Source organism: Flavobacterium fontis (assembly GCF_900129405.1).
Classification (GTDB): Bacteria; Bacteroidota; Bacteroidia; order Flavobacteriales; family Flavobacteriaceae; genus Flavobacterium; species Flavobacterium fontis.
This window is the reverse complement of sequence record NZ_FQVQ01000006.1, coordinates 110,472-131,004: the sequence shown is the minus strand read 5'-3', so window position 1 is coordinate 131,004 and position 20,533 is coordinate 110,472. Positions and strand designations below refer to the sequence as shown.

Below are 20,533 nucleotides of genomic sequence, written 5' to 3'. Positions count from 1 at the left end.
TACCCCGCGGTAATCAGGCGTAATTTAATACAAAATTAGGATTAATTCCCTTTACATACCGCAATCGTTTTATTAACTTTGCGAGGCATACAAGAATTATGGCGAATAACGAATTAAACATCAAGTTAAAAGGTGATCGTGTCATTACACAGATTCCGACAACAAAGGATAAGGCCTTACGGATTAACCTGAACGAAAATATTTACGGAACCTTTGCTGAAATTGGAGCTGGTCAAGAAACCGTGCGTCATTTTTTCCGTGCGGGAGGATCGTCGGGTACCATTGCCAAGGCGATGTCGGCGTATGATAAAGACTTCAGCGATGCGATTTACGGCAACGAAGACGATGGGCGCTATGTGACCGAGAGCCGTTTGAAAAAAATGTTGAATCATGAAGTTCGCTTAATTGAAGAGCGTTTGAAGCGGGATAAGCATCCCAATAAAATGTTTTTCAGTTACGCCAATACGGTAGCGACAATTGATTTTGCAAAACAGTTCAAAGGCCACGGTTGGGTGGGTATCAAATACCAAGTTGAACCCGATGAGGATTACAATGAAATCACCCTTCACATCCGTTTTAAAGAAAATGATGCTCGTTTGCAACAAGAAACGTTGGGTATATTGGGGGTGAATTTGATTTATGGGGCGTTCTACAAATACAACGACCCTAAGAAACTGTTACGCTACCTCTACGATCATTTGGACAAAGACCAGTTGGAAATCGACACCATCAACTTTTCGGGCCCGCGCTTTGCCAATGTTGACAATCGATTGATCAGTTTGCAATTGGTTCGTAACGGCATGACCGATGCGGTAATGTTTGGCCCTGATGGAAAAAACATACTTCCCGCTGCAGTTTTATACAAGAAAAACATCTTAGCGATACGCGGAAGTTTCCGACCCGTGACCAAAGTAAATATGGACATGTACGAGAAATCGTTGGAAATGTTCTACCAGGAAAACAAAGTTGAAAAAGAAAACACCTTTGTCGTTTTTGAAATTACGCTTTCTAACCTTCGCTCGGAAGGGGAAATTGACGAACGCGACTTTATGGACCGTGCCGAATTGCTCTGTAAACTAGGGCAAACGGTTATGATATCCAATTTCCAAGAGTACTATCGCGTGGTGGAGTACTTCTCCAGCTACACCAAAGCCCGTATGGGATTGGCCATGGGTGTGAACAATTTGATTGATATTTTTGATGAAAAATACTACCGCCATTTGAGTGGTGGGATTTTGGAAGCCTTTGGTAAATTATTCTACCGTGATCTCAAAGTATACCTTTACCCGATGGAGGAAAATGGAGAAATTATCACGTCACAAAACTTAAAAGTTCACCCACGAATGAAAGAATTGTACAAGTTCTTTGCGTACAATGGTAAGGTAGTGGATGTAACCGATTATGACCGCGGCAATTTAAAAATATTCTCCCGCGAGGTCTTGAAAATGATCTCCAACGGTACGCCGGGTTGGGAAGCTATGTTGCCTGAAGGGACAGCAGATTTAATTAAACAACATCATTTGTTTGGATACGACCCCAATCGCGTATTGGAAGAAGCATAAAAAAAGAAGCCCCGAAATCAATCGGGGCTTTTTTGTTAGGGTAAAATTTGTGCCGCGTGGGCTTTAGTTTTTACCTCGGTAATGACGTCATCAATCACGCCTGCCTCATTGATCACAAAAGTGGTGCGGTGGATGCCATCGTATTCTTTCCCCATAAATTTTTTGGGACCCCAAACCCCAAACGCTTGAATCACAGATTTATCTTCATCTGCCAACAATGGAAATGGAAATTCATACTTATTTTTAAAACTTGCCTGTGCTTTTGCCGAATCAGCACTTACGCCGAGTAAAGCATAATTTTGGGCTTCAAAACGGGCATAATTGTCCCGCAAGTCACACGCTTCTGCGGTACAGCCGGGTGTGTTGGCTTTGGGGTAAAAGAATACCACAAGTTTCTTACCCTTGTAATCCGCCAAGGTATGTACATTTCCATCTTGATCTTTGCCCGAAAATAAAGGGGCAGCATCGCCTTTTTTTAAAGTGGTCATCGTATTTTTTATTTGTTAGCGTTTGACGTAAATTTATACTTTTAAAAGTACAAAAATGACTCAGAAAGAACGCGCAACGTTTGTTATAAATACGTTAAAAGACCTTTACCCTACCATTCCCATTCCTTTGGACCATAAAGATCCCTATACGCTATTAATTGCGGTTTTACTATCCGCTCAATGTACGGATGTTCGGGTAAATTTAACTACGCCACATCTTTTTGCGAAAGCGGATAATCCCTATGCTATGGTAAAGTTATCCGTTGAAACGATACGAGAAATCATTAAACCCTGCGGACTTTCTCCGATGAAATCCAAAGCCATACACGGCTTATCCCAGCTATTAATCGACCAATACAACGGTGAAGTGCCCCAAAGTTTTGAAGCCCTCGAAGCTTTACCGGGTGTGGGACATAAAACAGCAAGTGTGGTGATGAGTCAAGCCTTTGGTGTACCGGCATTTCCAGTAGATACACATATTCACCGTTTGATGTACCGTTGGGGATTATCCAATGGGAAAAGTGTGGTTCAAACCGAACGAGATGCCAAAAAACTATTTCCCGAAGCGTCTTGGAATGATTTGCATTTACAAATTATTTGGTATGGAAGGGAGTACTCGCCTGCACGGGGATGGGACCTGGAAAAAGACATAATTACGAAAACCATCGGGCGAAAATCGGTACTCAAAGAAGCACAAAAAAAATCCCGATAATGCACGTTATCGGGATCATGGATTTAATTGGTAATCAGTTCGAAGTTCATTCGGCTGGTTTTTACAATTTTCAAGGCTTTTGAATAATTCAGTAAAAACTGCACCGTTTCTTTTTTGGGCAACCGTTTCGGACCCGAAAAGGCTTTTTGAGCGTAAAGTTTTGCCATAGATGTTAATTTGCGTGTTATTCTCATCTATAACGTTACCGTACGTCAAATATTGTTAATTGGTTAAAATAATTTTATTTTTTTCAATCACTTTGCGCAAGTTCATCAGGGCATAGCGCATTCTTCCTAGCGCGGTATTGATACTTACCCCTGTAATTTCAGCAATTTCGTTGAAACTCAGGTCCTGATAAATCCGCATCACCAGTACCTCTTTTTGGTCTGCTGGTAATTCTTGGATGATTCGGCGTAAATCCTCTTCAATGACCTGACTGATCATCAAACCTTCGATGGTTTTGGAATCGTCTTTGATGACCGAAAAGATGGAAAATTCATCCGTATCACGCACCACAGGCATTTTCTTATTTTTTCGAAAATGGTCTACAATAAGGTTGTGAGCAATACGCATAACCCAAGGTAAAAACTTCCCTTCCTCGTTGTAAGCATTCGATTTCAACGTTTTAATTACCTTGATAAAGGTATCTTGAAAGATGTCGTCTGCTACATCCCGATCGGGTAACTTGGAATAGATAAATCCATAGATTTTGGATTGATGCCGGTTGATTAACATTGCCAAGGCATTTTCATTGCCTGCAATGTATTGCTGTACTAAGACAGAATCGGAGAGATGAGTTGTAGCCATAGCGAACCCTTTTTAGTGATTTTTTTGTTTCTGTTGTCAATCTAAAAAGTAGTTTTTTACGCTATAGGCAAAAGATTTTGGTGTTAAGTAATAGCCAAATTTAATATAATATTTTTTTAATATGCAAGTTTCTTTCGATAAATTAACATATTGCACGAAAAAATCCCAAAATAAAGCGGCGGAAACCACGTTACTTTGGGATTCATTTTTTATAAAATTCGCTGCTATGGTTGGGTGATGACCACTTTTTGGGTACGCTTCTGCCCTTCTGCATAAACGGTCACCAAATACAATCCCGGGGCTAGCGCCTGAATTGGAATGCGATTGGTAGCGGTGTAGGCTGTTAAAACCTCTTGCCCCATCATATCATGAATAGCCACTTTGTCGATGGGTAATGAGGCTTGAAGCAGCAATTCGTGTGACGCTGGATTCAATACTTGAAACGATAATGCGTCGGGACTCGACAATTCTAAGGCGCAATTGCTCCCCACCACATACGAAAAATAACGGGTAACCGAAAGTCCCCCAGCATAGGCAAACTTTACCGCATAATTGATGGTTGCGCCTGGCGTTTGTCCCGTTAACGTATACGTGAATGTTTGTCCCGTTGTATTGGTCATTTGAAATTCGGTAAAAGGACTTTGACGCCATAACAAGGCCACTAAGCCGACGCGTCCGGTATCTAACAGTTCAAAAGTGATGCGAACATCGGTGCCGAATGTTTCAAACAAATAATTATATCCCGTGGTAAATGTTCCTTGTTGCGCTTCATTGCTGGTTCCTGCACATCCTTGAACGGGCACAGTAGAAACATTGACCTGCTGCGGATTGTTGGCGGCTTGATTTCCACTGGCATCCGATGCGGTAATGGTAAAGGTATAAGGCGTATTGGGGGTGAGGTTAGCCATTGTCACCGAACGTTGTTGTCCCGACGTACCAAACACCGTTTGAGGAGTTCCCCCAGGATAAGTAATCGTGTAGGACACCGTTCCAGAATTGTCGGTTGCATTCAATAACAATTGGATAGTTGAACTCGTCACAGCCCCTACAGTTGCAGTAAAATTGAGCGGCGCTGCCGTATCAGGGACCGTATTTTGGTAGACACGAACATAATCAATGATCATTGACGTTTGTGTATAACTCGAAGGAATACTTCCTGCAAAGCCTCCCATTGCAATATTTAACAATAGGTACTGCTCGGCGTTAAATGGCCATGTACTCGCGTTTTTTACGGCAGGATTGTAGGTATAATAAGCCACGCCATCCAATAAAAACGTAATTTGATTGGGCGACCAATTCATCGAATACACATGGTAATTTTGGGCGATATCAGATGCTTGAATCCCCCCTTTGTTGATCGTATTTCCAAATGAGGAGGGAGTGTGAATCGCGGCTCCAATATAATTCAGCGGTTGATTGGGGAAAATACCATGCTCCATAATGTCAATTTCACCACAGGCAGGCCAACTCGTATTGCCATATACGGCATCAAAAAAACCACCGTCTTCATTGATATTCCGACCCAGCAACCATAAGGCAGGCCAAGTTCCTTGCGCGTTTGGTGCTTTGGCACGAATATCTACACGCCCGTAGGTGAAGGCAAATTTTGAATTGAGTCGCGCAGAGGTGAACAGCTTCGTCACATTTTGATCGGTGAAAGTTTCCCGCTTGGCCACGATATGTAAATTTCCATTAGAAACAAAGGAATTATCCAGTCGGTTGGTATAATGTTGCACCTCGCCATTGTACCAATTACCGCCCGGAGGGATTTGTGTTTGATGGTGCCATTTTGCACTGTTCACAGCTCCGTTGGTGTCAAATTCATCCGACCAGACCAAATCATTATAAATAACATCCAATTGGGCGTAACCCGTTTGAACCAAAGCCAAAAGGCTCCACAGTAATAGGCAATGTAATTTTCTTTTCATAGCATTTTTGATATTTTTGGGGTTCGGTTAAAATTTTAATTGTTCCTGGGCATCCCAAAGTCCCCAATAAGCCCCCACATCGCCTTCTGCCCCTACTTTCCAAGATTCATCAAACGAAGAAAAGTAATACATGGGAATTTGCGCTTCACGGGCCCAATGTTGTGCTTCAATAAAATAACGAATCGCATTTTCAGCAGAAGCCACGGCACCGCGCAAGGCTCCTCCAGCACTCGGCCAACCGGTTTCGGTAATGATGACAGGTTTCCCTTTCCCTGCCACTTTGGCACCATAATACATACTTTGCATGTGCGAAAGAGCGTATTCAATGGGACAACCTTCCCAATAAGGATAACAATTGGCCAATACCACATCACAGACTTCTGTGAGGGCAGGTCGATGCGAAAACTCGTAATAGGCATCCACATACCCAACCGGTATTGAAGGCGGCAAGGCTTCCCGAACCCGAAGAATATAGGCGATCAATTGTTCTTCAGTAAGGTCGTTTCGATACAAGACTTCATTCCCAACGGCAGCAATGCTCACACACCCTTTATGCGCTAAAGCAATCAAGGAGGCAATCTCGCGCTCATTTTTTTCTAAATCCGAACCCAACCATGCCCCAACTAAAGTTTGCATCCCATTTTCATGAGCAATACGTGGAATATGTTCGTTGCCTTCTATAGTTGAGAAAGAGCGAATCGCTTTGACATAGGGTTTTACGATTTGAATGCGTCGATTCACTTGTTCGGCATCTATAGCATCCCCGGGGCGCTGACCTTCGGCATAAAGACTGAAGCAAATGCCATAGATTCCTTGTGCTAATGTCTCCTGCCATATCGATTTCAATTTAATAGGAGCTACGTCATTGAAATTGATGTCAAGAGGTTTATAGTCTTGAAACGATGGTATTGCGTTCGCTTCGTGGTTCCCTTCGTTTAACGAAAAATGGTGTCCTTCTCTATATGACATAAAAATGTTTTTAGAATTTTACTTTTTCATTTTTATCCCAAATACCCCATGCAGTTCCTACTTCGCCCTCTTGTTCCACTTTCCACATTTCATCAAAAGAAGAAAAATGGAATACATCAATATTGTGTTTATTGGCCCATTTTTGAGAGACTAAAAAGTACTTCATGGCATTGATTTCCGAGGGAATTGCCTCACTAACGGTCTCCCCTTTACTAGGCCAACCGGTTTCTGCGATGATAATTTTCTTTCCTTGGGCAACTTTTTGTGTCATCGCTAACATGCTTTGCAAATAGGAAACAGCATAATCATTATTTGCCCCTTCCCAAAAAGGATAGAAGTTCACAAGCAATACATCACAACTTGAAATTAAGTCGGGTCGATCTAAAAATTGGTAATAGGCATCTACACAACCCACAGGAATATCGGGGAGTGCCTCTTTCACCCGGTGGATGTACCCCATCAATTCTTGCTCTGAAATTTCTTCACGGTGCAATACCTCATTTCCAACGGCTGCAATATCAACCAAACCCGATTTTCCAAGTTTGATTAACGTTTCTATTTCAATTTCGTTCCGTTCTCTATTGTTACTGATCCAGGCGCCAACCATGGTTTTTAACCCCTTTTGATGGGCTAGTTGAGGAATTAACTCATTCCCGTCGGTACATGAAAAAGAGCGTACCCAGTGGGTGTACGGGGCAATAATGTCGATACGTCTTTGTATTTGATCTTCCGTGAGAATATCCCCCGCTTTTTGATTTTCTAGATACGGACTGAAACATAATCCATGCAATCCGTAATGCAACGTATCTGAAAAAAGTGCTCTTAATTCGGCTTCGCTTTTACGATTCAATTCCTGATCAACGTTGGTATTGATAGAACCGCTTTTGAGCAATGAAACTAATTTTCCTGAAAGATAGGCCGATGAATAATTTTTTGGTTTTTGTTTTCGTTGATCCAAAATCGCGCGAACAGCTCGTGATTTTACCTCATCGATATCGTAATCTTTCATCACCCAAATGGCAACTGAAGTGCCTAGAATTGGAATCCCTACAAAGAAAATACGCAACCAAAACATGGTTTCATCGGTTTGGGTAGCAGCATTGGATTGAAAGGCCACTAAAGAAAGAATTAATCCACTCAACAATCCTGCTACGGCTGTCCCAAATTTTACCATCCACCAGTAAATAGCACCCAATGTTCCTTCTCTTCTTTTGCCTGTATTGAGTTCGTCAATATCAATTACATCAGAGGTCATGGACATCATTAAGGTAAATAAACTCCCTATTCCAAAGGAGAAAAAAGGTAAGGCAAACAAAAAGAGATAGGGTTTTCCGGGCACAAACAAAAGGTATAGTAAAATATAACCGATTACGGAGATTCCTTGTGAAACCAAAAAAGCTTTCTTCTTCCCCATTTTTTTTGACATGAAAGCAACTATCGGAATAACCACAAGGGTTGTAATTACAGCGCCCACACAACCAAATAAAGTAGGCCACAAGCCAAACCCATTCTCATTACCTTTAAACAGATAATATTTAATGATGAAGTAGGAAAATCCGGCTGTAGTTTGAAAAGCATTAAAAATTAAAAAGGTTGCAATACAAATTTTACGAAAGGGTTTAATTTCAATCGATGCCTTTAATCCTTCTTTTATTTCCCCAAAACTTCCAAGGATACCTTTAAAATCGATGGGACTGTAATTTTCATTCAGCGTTGATTTACTAGGAATAAAGAGGGCGGGAATTGCTGCCAAAATCGCACACCCTATAGCCACATAAACGGCGAGGGTACGCACCGCAACGTCACTGGAAGGAAACAATGTTTTATCGGCCATGATTACCCAAAACCAAGGGGCTACCACCCATGCCAATTGCCCTATGAGTTGAGACGTGGCCATAATATTGGTCCGTTCATGAAAATCGTCACTCATTTCATAGCCCATGGCAACATAGGGAATACTAAAAATGGTCAATCCAGAGTAAAAAATTAATGAAACGATCAAAAAATACCAGAAATTATAGGTTACCCCGTTTTCGGCATACAATTGCCACATGAGCGCAAAAGAAATCCCTAAAATTATAGCTCCCGCCAACACATATTGCCGTCTTCTCCCCCATTTAGACTTTGTATTATCACTCACATAGCCCATGACTAAGTCAAACAAGGCATCATAAAACTTTGGAATGAAATACGTTAGACCCAACAACAAACCACTAAACCCTATGTTTTCAATTAACACAACGGTAAAAATACCAATCATAGCAGGAAACATTTGATTGGCTAGCATACCCAGTCCAAAGGCAATTTTTTGCCCCATGGGTACTTTTCCTGATGAAGATGAATTAATCGTTGACATAGTGGTTTTGTTTATAAATTAGTGCCTTAGTTTGGTTTGATTACAATCGTTTGTAGTGCCTCTTTATCAATTGAAATCATTGTTTGTTTTGTATTCAAATGAATGGCTAGGGTGTGTTTTTCGGCTGTGGGATTAAAAATGGCCACAGCAATGGAACCATCCGGATTTTGAACTGCCGTTGCCATAACTGTATTGGAAGTTATCGAGCATCCAATTTTTACAGCCCCTGGACGCATGAATTTGCTGAAATGCGCCATCACATAATACAAGGGCGTTTTGTACACCTCATCGGTTTGAGGATCGGCAATAATGGGCGCTACACACCAGTTTTTAAACCAGTTGGGGCCGCCTTGGCGATCGAGAATCATGTTCCAATCAATCCAACCGTCAACCCAGTTGTTCAAACACCCAATAATATCAGTAGCATAGCGATGCACCGGTGCATACTTCGGATGCAAATATTTTTCATGCGGTGCGGCCCAATCCCAGCCCCAATCGGTGGCTTCTTTTTGCCAATACCAAGCATCGTCTTTCCAATGTGGAACCTCCGAATCGATACAGCCCTCGGTTTCAATTAAATATTTTGAAGGCGCTTTCTGATGCGCATATTGCAAAGCTTTTGGAAAATAATCGTAGGTACTTTCATACCAATGAATGGCAGTGCCCGCAAAATACTTTGACGTAGCCTCATCGCGAAACATCGCATCGACCCATTCGGGCAAGCCTGCACGGTTTTGATCGTATCCCAAAATATTGACATTACCCCACCCTTTTTGCTCCAAATGTGGGCCAAGATGGTGTTGTACAAATTGGGTCATTTCTTCAGGCGAAAACAAGGTACTTTCCCAGTTATTGCCGTTACCGTGTGGTTCATTTATCACCGTCACCCCCCAAATCGGAATTCCTTCGGCTTGATAGGCCTCTAAATATTTTGAAAAATACAAGGCGAAGGCCGGTTGGTATTCGGGTAATAATTTGCCCCCAACATAACTTTTATTGTCTTTCATCCACGGGGGAGAAGTCCAAGGGGAAGCGATAATTTTAAAGCCCTCTTTTGAAAGCGCTTGTGCAGCTTTGATCATGGGAATCAAATCGGCGCGATCGGGTTCAATCGAAAATTGCGTCAAATTAACATCCCCAGCTACGGGCGCATAGGTGTAATTCTGTCTTGAAAAATCACAAGAAGCGATATGCGTTCGCGTCAACGAATACTGGGCTCCTTCCTCACCAAAATAAGCCTCCAAAACCATTTTTTGATTGGCCGGACTCAATCCGTGAAGGACTGAGGCAGCAGCTTCGGTAAACGATCCGCCAAATCCCGTAATGGTTTGAAAACGTTCTTTGGGTTGAAGCACTACAGTAATCGGTGGTGAAGTGGTAGGTTCAAATGTATCTACAGGGGTCAAAGCCTTTCCTTGCGCCGATGTTTCATAAACGGTACACGCTAATTTCTGACTTCCTGAACAACTGAGTAATGTAGCCATAAAACAGTACATGGAATAGATTAAACAACGGTGATATGTAGCATAAAAAGACTTCATTTAGCGTTGCATTTCAGGGATTTGAGGAAGTTTCACCTCTTGCATTAGCGTTGAAAGCTTCCCTTGGTAGGTTTTTGAAATCGGATTTCCATTGCGTTGTAAACCGTTGAATACCCCTTGATCAACCAAAGGCCACAGTGCATACTTAGCTTGTCCCTCGCGGGTAAACAATCCAAAATGATTTTCTGATCCTCCAGGATTTTGGGCATCTTTCCAATGCTCGTCAAAAGCCTCAAAGTAAAAACAAGCTATTTTTTCACGGGTAGTCCATTCGCGAATCGCTTGATAATATTTACCCGATTTATACTCATCGGTAGCGCGCGAACCCGAAGCTCCGTACTGTTCGTTGGAGTAGGTTGCCCAACCCGTTTCACCAATGTGCACGGGTTTTTGAGCTCCCGTTGATTGCATATAACGCACTACGGCTTGGTATTGCGCTTGGGCATATCGCACCGACTTATACATCAGTGAATCAACTTGCGTGGTTAGTGACAGGCTTTGTTCTTTTTCGGTAACGCCCCAAAAAACGGGATTGTAATGAGTGTCGTGCATGGGATAGGTGTGCAACGAAATATAGTCGACGGCATGAATCAAAGCATTCAAATCGGCATTATGATAGGCACTATCCCCTCCGCCCCAGGAGGCAAAATTATCGGAAGACGTAATCCACAACGAAGCGGGTAGTTTCCCTTCCTTCTTTAGGGCTTGCAAATGATTGACCCATTTCAAAATGATATTGGGGGTAACATAATACGCTGAGGCCCAATGCACCATCGCTTCGTTCCCCACTGCAATAATCTTTACAATTTCAGGATAGGCTTGCGTGAGTCGCACCGCCTCCTTAATTTCAACGGCATTTCGTTCGCTCTCTTCGTGATGGATCGGGGCTGCTGCTGTCCAGGCATTTTTACAATCGATCCAAGCGCCCAACATCACATACATTTCAAAACGGGGCTGCTCTTTTTGGAGTTCCCGAATCGCTTGCAAGAGATGTTCGGCTTCGGCATAATGCACGTTGTAGGTACGCAAGACTTTGATTTGCATGGCGGCCAATATTCGCAAATCCTCTTTAATTTCGGCAACTGTTGGCACTTGTTCACGTGTGGTAGTACGATAACCACCGTAACACAGTGCGGGATAGTTTGGATTTCCTAATAATTCAGCTGCAGTCATAGCAATACGTTTATTTTCAAAAGGTTTTGAGGCACACGAGAGCAAAAAAAGCAATCCCAAAAAACCACTTATTCGTTTCATTCCTGTACTTGATTGGGGGCAATGGGAACAGTTATTTTTTGAATCGATCCTGTTCGTAAAAACAGTTTCGCTGAGAGATCCTTTGGTAAACTTGTCCCTTCAATCCATTGTTCGGATTGATCGGAAAAAGTGACGCATAATTGTGACGCAGTGCTCAATTGATATACTACGGGAACTTGCGCATAGGTGAATACTAGACTGTTCTCGGGCAGGACTATAGTGTAATGCTCCCCGGTAACATTTACCAATTCTACAGTTCGTTCTTTCGTAGTAAATGCTTTTCGCGATAATAAACTAGGGTTAAAATGCAATTGACCGTTTTCAATATGCAATCCAAATTCGATATTTCGCGACAAAATATCTTCTTTCACCTGACCTGTCATTCCCGGTTGTTGTGCTCCACGATGGAAGGGGGTATGCGAATAAGGGTCGGTAGGAAATGCTCCATACACTGAGGGAGATTTATGGACACCAATGCCCGCATTAATCGTATGAAAATGGTGGGCCAAACGGTCAATTACGGTTTGAGATTCCTTTTGAGCTTGGGCTTTTTCGTAAATCTCAGCGACCGCAAGCACCAACTTTGAAACCATGTGCCAGTAAATGGAGCCTAAACCTTCGTAGCCGTAAAAGGTCCCCGAACGACCTGTAAAGGCTTTGTGCACGAATACTTTTTCAAAAAGTTGCAACACCTTTGAAGCCTCTTGTGCCAGTACATCAGCATATTCCGGTTGGGACTCGAGTTGCTTCAGCATAGCCGCTACATCATTGGCATTATGGAAATTACCGTTAAAATGATAGTTACCATGCAGGTCTTTATTGATTAGACGCGCATCGTTGCGTGCCACCATTTTTTGTAATAAGGGTGAAGCCAAAACCTCGGCGGCAGGAATATTATTTTTTTCTAAAAATTTGGGCAAGGCCTTGTTGGGATAGAGTACATAACTATCCTGATCGGGACGGTAAAGAGCACTGTTCCGCAAAGCATGGAGCGTGTCAATGGCCTGTTCTGATGATAAATAACCCGAACTCAATGCAGCCACTTGTCCCTCCAACATTTCTGGAAGATAATCGAGGGTGATGCCCTGCGGGGTATATTCCATCAAATTGTAGGCATGATACAATTGGTCGGGACGTTGATTGGCTTGAATGGAATGTTCTAAATACTCTAAGGCCAGCGCAACAAATCGCTTCAATCCCGCCATGGAATGGGTTCGTTTCTTGCCCCAAAATCCGCTTTCATAAATTTGTGTGCGGTACTCTGAAGCAGCTTTACCCAAACAATCCACCATTTCTTTGCGTTGGGCATCGTTGATGGGATGTTGTAACCAATGGGTTCGTTGTTCCAAACATTCCCGTAACGTATGGTAAAACTCGACCATTTCTCCCGAAATTTTGATCGTGTCTTGGGGTGTTTTTTCTAAAATTTCTTGGAAAAAAGATAGAAAACGTCGCATATAGTACAACGTGACCATTGAAACGCCATTGCCCACTAAGGCATTGTTGGCATCATTCCATTCGGGACGTTGCGTATTCATCCAAATACCGCCTTCGGGAATAAAATTGGCCATTTTGGCCAGTACTGTGGCGAGAATTTTTTCAATAAAAGTAACCCGATAAATGGCCTCTTGCTTGTCGGTTAGCAGTGCGCCATCGGCACCGATTTTGGCTTTACGGTGGTGGATTTCTTTATCCCAATCCCAATCGAAAGTGATGGTGTCTTTGGGATTTTGTACAATTTCTTCATAGGGTTTGATACGGTAAGGAACAGCTGCGTATACAAACTGCTCTTTGTCGAACCATTCTTGCAAGGAATTGGGTTGGTATTTTTCTTTAAACTCTAAGAATTTAAGTAAATAGATGATTTGATGGTCACCCCAATAGCCGATATAGGACCACGGATTATCGGGTTCGATCGTTTCCCAATCAAAACCCCCTTTGGTCACGCGATACGGATTATACCCATCAAACGTAGAGGAATTTAAGAACTTAGTAATCATCCCATCAATAAAACCAGGGAAGGCAAAGGCCAACGATTCCCAATTTTGAAAAATATCGCGCCAGTTTCCTTCGTAATCCAAAATTTTTGAACCGTCAATTTCATTGCGTGTATTGATGGAGAACTTATTCCAAGGACGACTGGGGTCACCGTGACGGCGGCTAAATTTGAGCGGAAGGTATTCTACCGCAAGCCGCGAAAGATCGTCGTCGTGCAACAAAGCAATTTTCTCTTGAAGGGATGGGTAATCCAATTGTTCAGGCCATTCGGCAAACACGGCTTTATGACGGTTGGCCATTACTGGATTGGCATGATTGAGGTAGTTTAAAAAGTCTCCCTTATCCACTTGGTAGTTGTGGTCAAAGATACCCCCACGCATGATATTGAAGAGCACATTGGAAAAATGACGGGCATCTTTTCGCACATCAGCCGTGTATTGTAATCCATCGGCGGTGGCATTGAGTGCAATTAATTTTTGAGTCCCAAGCTGGGAATCCGCCATAACTTTAGCTTCCAAATCCAGGGGTGACTTTAAAGCTTCTATACGCTCAATCACTTGGGCTTGGTTATAATTCACGTCGGCAACAATATGCCATTGCAATGTTTCCCCTTTAATCAAATAATTTTCGCTAACAACGAAGTAAGCCCCTTTTTCGCCTTTGACATCTAATTCTGTTTCCAAAGGCATTTTTTTTCTAAAATGAGCCACTTGCTGTGAAGACACCAAGTACTTCGGATTTTTGAGTCCCAACGACCAAACCACATTGGCTTTTAAGGCTTCACTCGGTTCGGCTTTGTCAACAATGATAGCACTGAGGGCATAAATTCCTAATCCTACTTCGGCAACGAGTTCGTTACGTTTGTAGGCATCGACCAAATTACTGGTCGCATTTTGCAAATCAGCACTTACGCCATGGGGCATAATATTTTGTATCCCGTCCAACAGTTGAATGGCGTAATCTTGTTCGGCATGATTGATTAATTCTGCACTGCGAACAAAACCATAGACATCACTGGTGTGCCAACGGTAACGAAAGGTAAGCTCAAAATCATGGTGAATTTCTTCAAAAACGATACTATTGCCGTAAAAACTTTTGTAGAGGTTACGGGTAAGCGTGAAGGATTCATTGAATCGCTCTGAGAAAGGTTCCCAAAGAACGATTTTCCCTTCATGTTGAATTTGAAAAATAGTTTTGCTTCCTGTAGTATCAACGGATTCTGTTATTTTGTCATCAGTATAATACGGGAACAGAGCATATGATGCATTTTTACGTCCCGCTGTGAGTCCGCCATTACTAGCAATAAACAGCCAATGATTGGCATCGCTCACCATACTCATGAAAAAAGGGCGCATGTGATCGACATTCGAAATTTTAAAAAACTGTTGATCGTATAGCGTTACGAGTTCCATATCGGCAGGAATATTTTGATTTTTCGTATCTATCTTTGAAGAAAAAGGGGCACTAAAATTCATGGTTTTATGTTCAGTCAACGAATGGTTTTATTGGTATACACGTACGTAGTCGATAGTCATTTTTTGTGGGAAAACTGTTGTATTGTTATTGGGTAATCCCACATAATTTCCACCTACAGCAACGTTCAAAATCATAAAGAAAGCTTGATCAAATACCCAATCGCCGGGTACATCGCTTTTGGCAATGCGTTTATACAAGAAGCCGTCTACAAAAAAGTCAATTTTTTGAGCATCCCATTCAGCGGCAAAAATGTGGTAGCCCGTATCAAAACGACCGTTAAACAAGGTGTAGCTTCCAGAGATAGCGTTACCTCCCGAATAACCAGGACCGTGGATCGTACCGTTAATGGTACTGGGCAATTGACCGCGCAATTCCATGATATCAATTTCACCACAATTGGGCCAACCTACAGTTTCAAAATTATCGCCCAACATCCAAAACGCAGGCCATAAACCTTGTCCATAGGGCGTTTTCAATCGCGCTTCAAAACGACCGTATTGTTGTGCAAATTTGCCTTTGGTTTTGATACGAGCAGAAGTGTATTGGGAACCGTTATAATTTTCTTTCAAAGCGGTAATAACCAAGTTTCCTTCACCATCGGTTGAAACGTTTTGTACCCGATTGGTGTAAAATTGAAGTTCTTGGTTTCCCCAGCCATTTGACCCTGTTCCGATATCGTAAGCCCATTTGGTAGCATCGGGTGATTGTCCTGACGCGCCATCAAATTCATCACTCCAAACCAATTGCCAATTACGGCTTTCGATGTTTTGTTTGGTATCGGTTTCGCAGCCGGTAAAAAACCAACCCAGAGTGAGAAGGGCAACTGCTTTTGTACTATTGATAAGTGTTTTCATAGAGTTTACTAAAAAATGATTAATTGTGGAAATACACATTATCCACGTAAATAACCGAACCGTCGCCACCTTCTAAAATGATTTGGGCTAAGTTGGAACGGCTCGCCAAATTAGGCATGGCTGTAAATGGAATTTCGATAGACATCCAATTTTGTGACACCAAGAACGGTGCTGTGAATGTGGTTGAATGACGGGTATCGTCTCCTCCTCCAAATACACCATTGGCACCAAAATCTACAACGATAACACGCAATTGACGCCCCGGTGCAATAGGACCCGGAATAAATGCATCTAAATGGAAATGTGTCATCGCGGTGGCATTCACGGTTGGACTGCTAAACTCCATTCCCACAAAGTTGAAAATGCTATAGCCTAAAACATTATCTCCATTAACCGTAAAATCACTAGAAACGGTAGTTTGCCAAGGTTGCCAATAACCGTTGTAATAATTTACGGGAACATTGGTATAGGCATCACTGAAAATGGATATCACATTAATTGGGTTCAACGTAGGTGTGGGCGCATTGACATAAGCTCCGGGACAGTTGATGGTTAAAGAACCCGTCGCGTTTTGTGTCCCTAATTTTGCCGTAATGACCGCTGTTCCAGCTCCTACGGTAGTCACTACTCCCGTGTTGCTTACTGTGGCCACTGCAGTATTGGAGGAAGTAAAATTAAGATATGCGGGCGACATGGATACTGCTTGGTTGATGGCATTCGGCATATTGAAAACCGAACCAATGCCGGTGATTGGGGTATTTACGCCGCTAAATGTTGTTACCGAAGCATTTTGTCCATTGGAAATTCGGGCTTGCGCATGAGCGATCGTGCCTAAATTTTCAAACCGCACTTCATCAATCCAAAACGAGTAGCCATTGCCGTTCTCAGGACCTTCAGAAAAATAGAACATTCCTTTTTCCATTTTCAATTTAGAAGGGTCTGGGATAGGAATGATGTACTTTTTCCAAACGGTAGACAAACTCAATCCGTTGATAGCTGCTTGGTATTTGTTTTCACCCAAATCAATTCCAAAACCTACCACATCTAAAGTAGCCGCTACCGAACTTTTGGCATAAAAGGTAAGGGCATTGTAGGACGATAAGTCACGACCTACCGAAGTAAAAAAAGCACCTCCAGCATAGGACCCCGCGGGATCATTTACATTGGGCACATCAACACGCATCGAAGCTTCGGTGTTGTTGTAGGTTACGTCATTATCCACTTGGAAAGCGGTCAAAACCGATCCACCGAAAGCGGCATAATTTAATCCACCACTGAAGGTATCGATAAATACATCAGGATTTGAAGAATACTTGGCTTCTTTGAAGTCATTCGGATCGTTTTCACAACCCACCACAAAACCAGCCAATAAGCAACCGGTAAGGGTTTTTGTCATTGCGTTCATAAATCTCGTTTTCATAGGGTATTTTTTTTAATTTATGATATTAATATGAATATAGGTTCGAATTTCCCACTCCTGTCCATTATCAAAACCAATCGCATTGGGGTCGGGTACCCACTCCCCTGCTGGATTTTGAATTTGAGTTGGATTATAACGCGGCGAATACTTATCTAAAGAACGCCAAGTGCCACGGATCCCAATTCGGGTTCCTGGAAGAATAAACCAATCTGGCTTTCCAATCGTTGTAGATAAATCTGCCATGAGCTGTAAAGGGAACGTTAAGTTGAAATCGCGGTGGTAGTCATATGGACCCCAATCGTTGATTTTTAGGGCTGAATTAAATTTTACGTTTTTATAAATGGCACGTAAATCCATTCCCATACGGGTAATTTTTCGCGCATCACTTCCGTTGGCTTGAGCATCACCCGCATACAGCGTTGCAATAATTCCAAAATCTTTATTCAATTTTGAAACGATACGGGTATTCACTTCCCACAAATCAGCGGCAGGTGCAGCCCCGTCAAAGGCAAACAATGTTCTTCCATTCCCCAAAATACCAATAGCGGCATCTTGTGAAGTAGGTAAATGACGGTATACAAAACCAGCACTTACCGAGAATTTTGAATCTTCTGTACGATCGTTATCCCACTCGTACATCCAAGTTCCTGGGGTTTGATCGAAAGTGAATAAAATCTCTGCGGCCGTTTGCTCGCGGTTGGAACGCACGACAAAGGGATCGTCCAAAATATTTCGTGGGCGACCGGGTGCCGGCACATTCGTGGTCATCGGTCCTTCTAATGGTTTTTGCCATAAAAAGTTAGGCGCAATTTGTAGTTTTCCGATAGTGTACGTAAAACCAGTCAACACATTGTATTGGTTCCCGCTTCCACTATCTTTCAAACGCCATCCGGTAAAAGTTTGCGTCAAATCGGCTCCTCCATTGGCTACTAAGCCCATGGCTGCTCCTTGTCCATACCAATTAAAACGTCCCCCGGTGTAGGTTAGTTTCATTTTTCCACCCCAGTTGTCTTTAGATTCAACTTGAGTCAAAAATACTTGCGGGTTATTTTCATCCCCACGAGACACTTGATATTCGCGACCATTTAAAGGTTGTCCCGCCCAAATACCGCCTAAATCAACGGCCAATTTTCCAAATTTACGATTGAGGTGAAGCGTAAGACGACGCGTTTTCGGTTGGGGAACGGCAAACGAACTCACGATAGCACCTTGTTGTTCTAAATCTTCATGGAAGATGGTAGTAAAATCGGTGTTTGCTATTTTACGGCTATACTTTACCAAAATAGCAGGGTTGGCACCCCACCATAATTGAGGTCCGAAAGCTACTTTCAATCCGTTGAGCATTTTCTTACCCTCAACTTCAAAACCAAAAGGAGCAATACCGTTGTAGATATCCATTTGTGGTCCATAGTTGGCCTCAGGGTACAATCCGAAGAAATCGCCTTCATAACCCCAATGGTAATGTCCGGTTCGGTAAAATCCGGTTAAGTTAAAATATTTGCTATTCCAGTTGTAGCTTGCACGATACACTTGTACACGGTTATTGTCTTGCAATTGAACAGGGCCATTAGGTCCGTCAACAATAACGGGACGCCCGCGATTTTCATAAAAAATTTGATCGATGGGATTTTGGGCTACATTCCCAAGCACGTTGAATTCGATATTGGCACTTGAATTGGCCGAAGGATTTCCGCCAATCCCTACAAAATACGATTCCATATTGTCAAACCCTTGTTGGTTGGGGAAATCGTTAAAATTGGGTGTTGGACTTTCGGGCGTGGTAATTAAAGAACCGCCTGTATTGAAGGTAGTGAACTCAGCGGATAATCGCGTAACGCGAATTTTACTTCCTTGAGAGGCTTCAGCAGCCGCTTTATCGCTACGGGCACGCAGGGCTGCATCCATGATTTGCGTTTTGTCCAAAACACTTTGCAATTGCGCTGCATTTGCTCCTGGAGCATAGGGATCAAATTGATGAATGTCTTTTAAAAGGTAGTAGGCTGTTCTAGGATAAAGTTGGTAAAATCCATTTTCATCGGTAGCTCCTTTGGCACAAATACCAAACCACTCTTCATTCATGTTGTTTTCGCCTTCGGTAAAATCCTTTTGGTATCCTCCATTAGACCATGAAGCGTTGGTATCGTGTACATCCAGATTTTTGGTTTGTCCAAATTTCCACCAACCGTCACTAAACTGAAAGGTAAACCCTCCAATACAGTTGCCGGTTTTACCCATACCTGCTGCATTTTCATATATTTCTTTCCAGTTTCCTTTTAAGTAGAAAGCCTGAGCGTTTGCATCCTCTTTGTTGGTTTGCACGTTAAACGCATCAGCACCAAACTCAGTGAAAAGTACAGGTTTTCCGTATTCTTTTTTCACGCGCTCAAACAAATCTCCAAAAGACACTCCGCGGTATACATTGGTTCCGAGAATATCTACATCCTTACATTCTTTGGCTATGATGTCGAGAAAAAGTAGGTCTCCATTACAAATGGCAATGGGTCGCGAACTGTCAATCGCTTTCATTTTCACCACTGCTTGATTAAAGAGTTGGTACATTGACTTGGCACGTATGGTTGACTTGCGATCTTGCATTGGAATATTTTCAGTTTCCGCACCGTCCCAGAACAATCCGTAGTTGTTTTCGTTTCCTAACAAGAAAAGTAACAATCCCTTGGTGTCTTTGTATTCAGCCACCATTTGTGTAACTTCTTGCAACAATAGGGCTTGCGTTTTGGGATCGGAATACTCTGTAATGGGTGTCCAAACGCCATCAATGGTTAACCCATAACGACCAAAGGAATGGTTTAGCATTGTATATATCCCGTGGGTTGCATAGACGTATTCAATCCATTTTTTGGGCATTCCCGTATAGACGCGAATGGTATTCACACCCATATTTTTCAACATCCCCATTTCATCGTCTAAAGCTTGACGAATAAATGAATCGGGTTGATTCCATAAACTGTAATTGTAATTGGTACCGATTGGAAAGTAATCCCAGTTCATTCCATTGATCATGAAATCTTTGCCGTTTACTTTCAAACGTACTTCTGCGTTCGTCTTATCTAGCGTTACGCGCTCGGATTGCGAAAAACCGAACCAAGAACAGCCAAAAAAGAGTAGAATAATAATTTTTTTCATTGGTTATTAAGGATTAGATAATTT

At 42.4% G+C, this 20,533-nt stretch carries 14 protein-coding genes; 2 read left to right on the top strand and 12 right to left on the bottom strand.

From position 1 onward, the window contains the following. Positions 1-98: 98 nt before the first annotated feature. Complete coding sequence (locus tag BUC17_RS06960; RefSeq protein ID WP_073362883.1) at positions 99-1,562, top strand: nicotinate-nucleotide adenylyltransferase; 1,464 nt, start codon at positions 99-101, stop codon at positions 1,560-1,562. Positions 1,563-1,597: 35 nt separating this feature from the next. Here the strand turns inward: BUC17_RS06960 and bcp are convergent, their stop codons facing one another. Next, positions 1,598-2,050, bottom strand: a complete 453-nt coding sequence (gene bcp / locus BUC17_RS06955) for a thioredoxin-dependent thiol peroxidase (RefSeq protein WP_073362881.1) — start codon at positions 2,048-2,050, stop codon at positions 1,598-1,600. A gap of 55 nt (positions 2,051-2,105) precedes the next feature. Here bcp and BUC17_RS06950 point away from each other — a divergent pair, with 55 nt between their 5' ends. Next, positions 2,106-2,762: an endonuclease III domain-containing protein gene (locus tag BUC17_RS06950; RefSeq protein WP_073362880.1), complete on the top strand. Its 657-nt coding sequence runs from the start codon at positions 2,106-2,108 to the stop codon at positions 2,760-2,762. 23 nt (positions 2,763-2,785) lie between these two features. Here BUC17_RS06950 and BUC17_RS14155 read toward each other — a convergent pair whose 3' ends face one another. From BUC17_RS14155 to BUC17_RS06900, 11 genes are all read right to left on the bottom strand, one after another. Continuing rightward, positions 2,786-2,929, bottom strand: coding sequence for a hypothetical protein (locus BUC17_RS14155; protein WP_200798326.1), 144 nt, complete (start codon positions 2,927-2,929; stop codon positions 2,786-2,788). Positions 2,930-2,984: 55 nt separating this feature from the next. Beyond that, positions 2,985-3,569 (bottom strand): RNA polymerase sigma factor, encoded by a 585-nt coding sequence (locus BUC17_RS06945; protein ID WP_073362878.1) that lies wholly within the window; start codon positions 3,567-3,569, stop codon positions 2,985-2,987. 224 nt (positions 3,570-3,793) lie between these two features. Further along, positions 3,794-5,497, bottom strand: a complete 1,704-nt coding sequence (locus tag BUC17_RS13985) for a family 16 glycosylhydrolase (protein WP_143161742.1) — start codon at positions 5,495-5,497, stop codon at positions 3,794-3,796. A gap of 27 nt (positions 5,498-5,524) precedes the next feature. After that, positions 5,525-6,466 carry a glycoside hydrolase family 17 protein gene (locus BUC17_RS06935; protein WP_073362875.1) on the bottom strand — a complete coding sequence of 314 codons (942 nt, stop codon included), beginning with the start codon at positions 6,464-6,466 and terminating at the stop codon, positions 5,525-5,527. Between the two features lie 10 nt (positions 6,467-6,476). Further along, the gene (locus BUC17_RS06930) at positions 6,477-8,822 is read right to left on the bottom strand and encodes an MFS transporter (RefSeq protein WP_073362874.1); all 2,346 of its coding nucleotides are present in this window, start codon (positions 8,820-8,822) and stop codon (positions 6,477-6,479) included. A 26-nt stretch (positions 8,823-8,848) separates the two neighbouring features. Beyond that, positions 8,849-10,306 (bottom strand): glycoside hydrolase family 30 protein, encoded by a 1,458-nt coding sequence (locus tag BUC17_RS06925; RefSeq protein WP_073362942.1) that lies wholly within the window; start codon positions 10,304-10,306, stop codon positions 8,849-8,851. A gap of 57 nt (positions 10,307-10,363) precedes the next feature. Beyond that, a complete protein-coding gene (locus tag BUC17_RS06920) occupies positions 10,364-11,617 on the bottom strand; it encodes a glycosyl hydrolase family 17 protein (protein ID WP_073362872.1) in 1,254 nt (417 codons plus the stop codon). Continuing rightward, complete coding sequence (locus tag BUC17_RS06915; RefSeq protein ID WP_073362871.1) at positions 11,614-15,090, bottom strand: hypothetical protein; 3,477 nt, start codon at positions 15,088-15,090, stop codon at positions 11,614-11,616. The genes BUC17_RS06920 and BUC17_RS06915 overlap by 4 nt, the downstream gene beginning before the upstream one ends. A 27-nt stretch (positions 15,091-15,117) precedes the next feature. Then, positions 15,118-15,945 carry a glycoside hydrolase family 16 protein gene (locus tag BUC17_RS06910; RefSeq protein WP_073362870.1) on the bottom strand — a complete coding sequence of 276 codons (828 nt, stop codon included), beginning with the start codon at positions 15,943-15,945 and terminating at the stop codon, positions 15,118-15,120. A 19-nt stretch (positions 15,946-15,964) separates the two neighbouring features. Then, complete coding sequence (locus tag BUC17_RS06905) at positions 15,965-17,365, bottom strand: Ig-like domain-containing protein (RefSeq protein WP_073362868.1); 1,401 nt, start codon at positions 17,363-17,365, stop codon at positions 15,965-15,967. Positions 17,366-17,377: 12 nt separating this feature from the next. Further along, complete coding sequence (locus tag BUC17_RS06900) at positions 17,378-20,509, bottom strand: glycoside hydrolase family 2 TIM barrel-domain containing protein (RefSeq protein ID WP_073362867.1); 3,132 nt, start codon at positions 20,507-20,509, stop codon at positions 17,378-17,380. Positions 20,510-20,533: the final 24 nt, after the last annotated feature.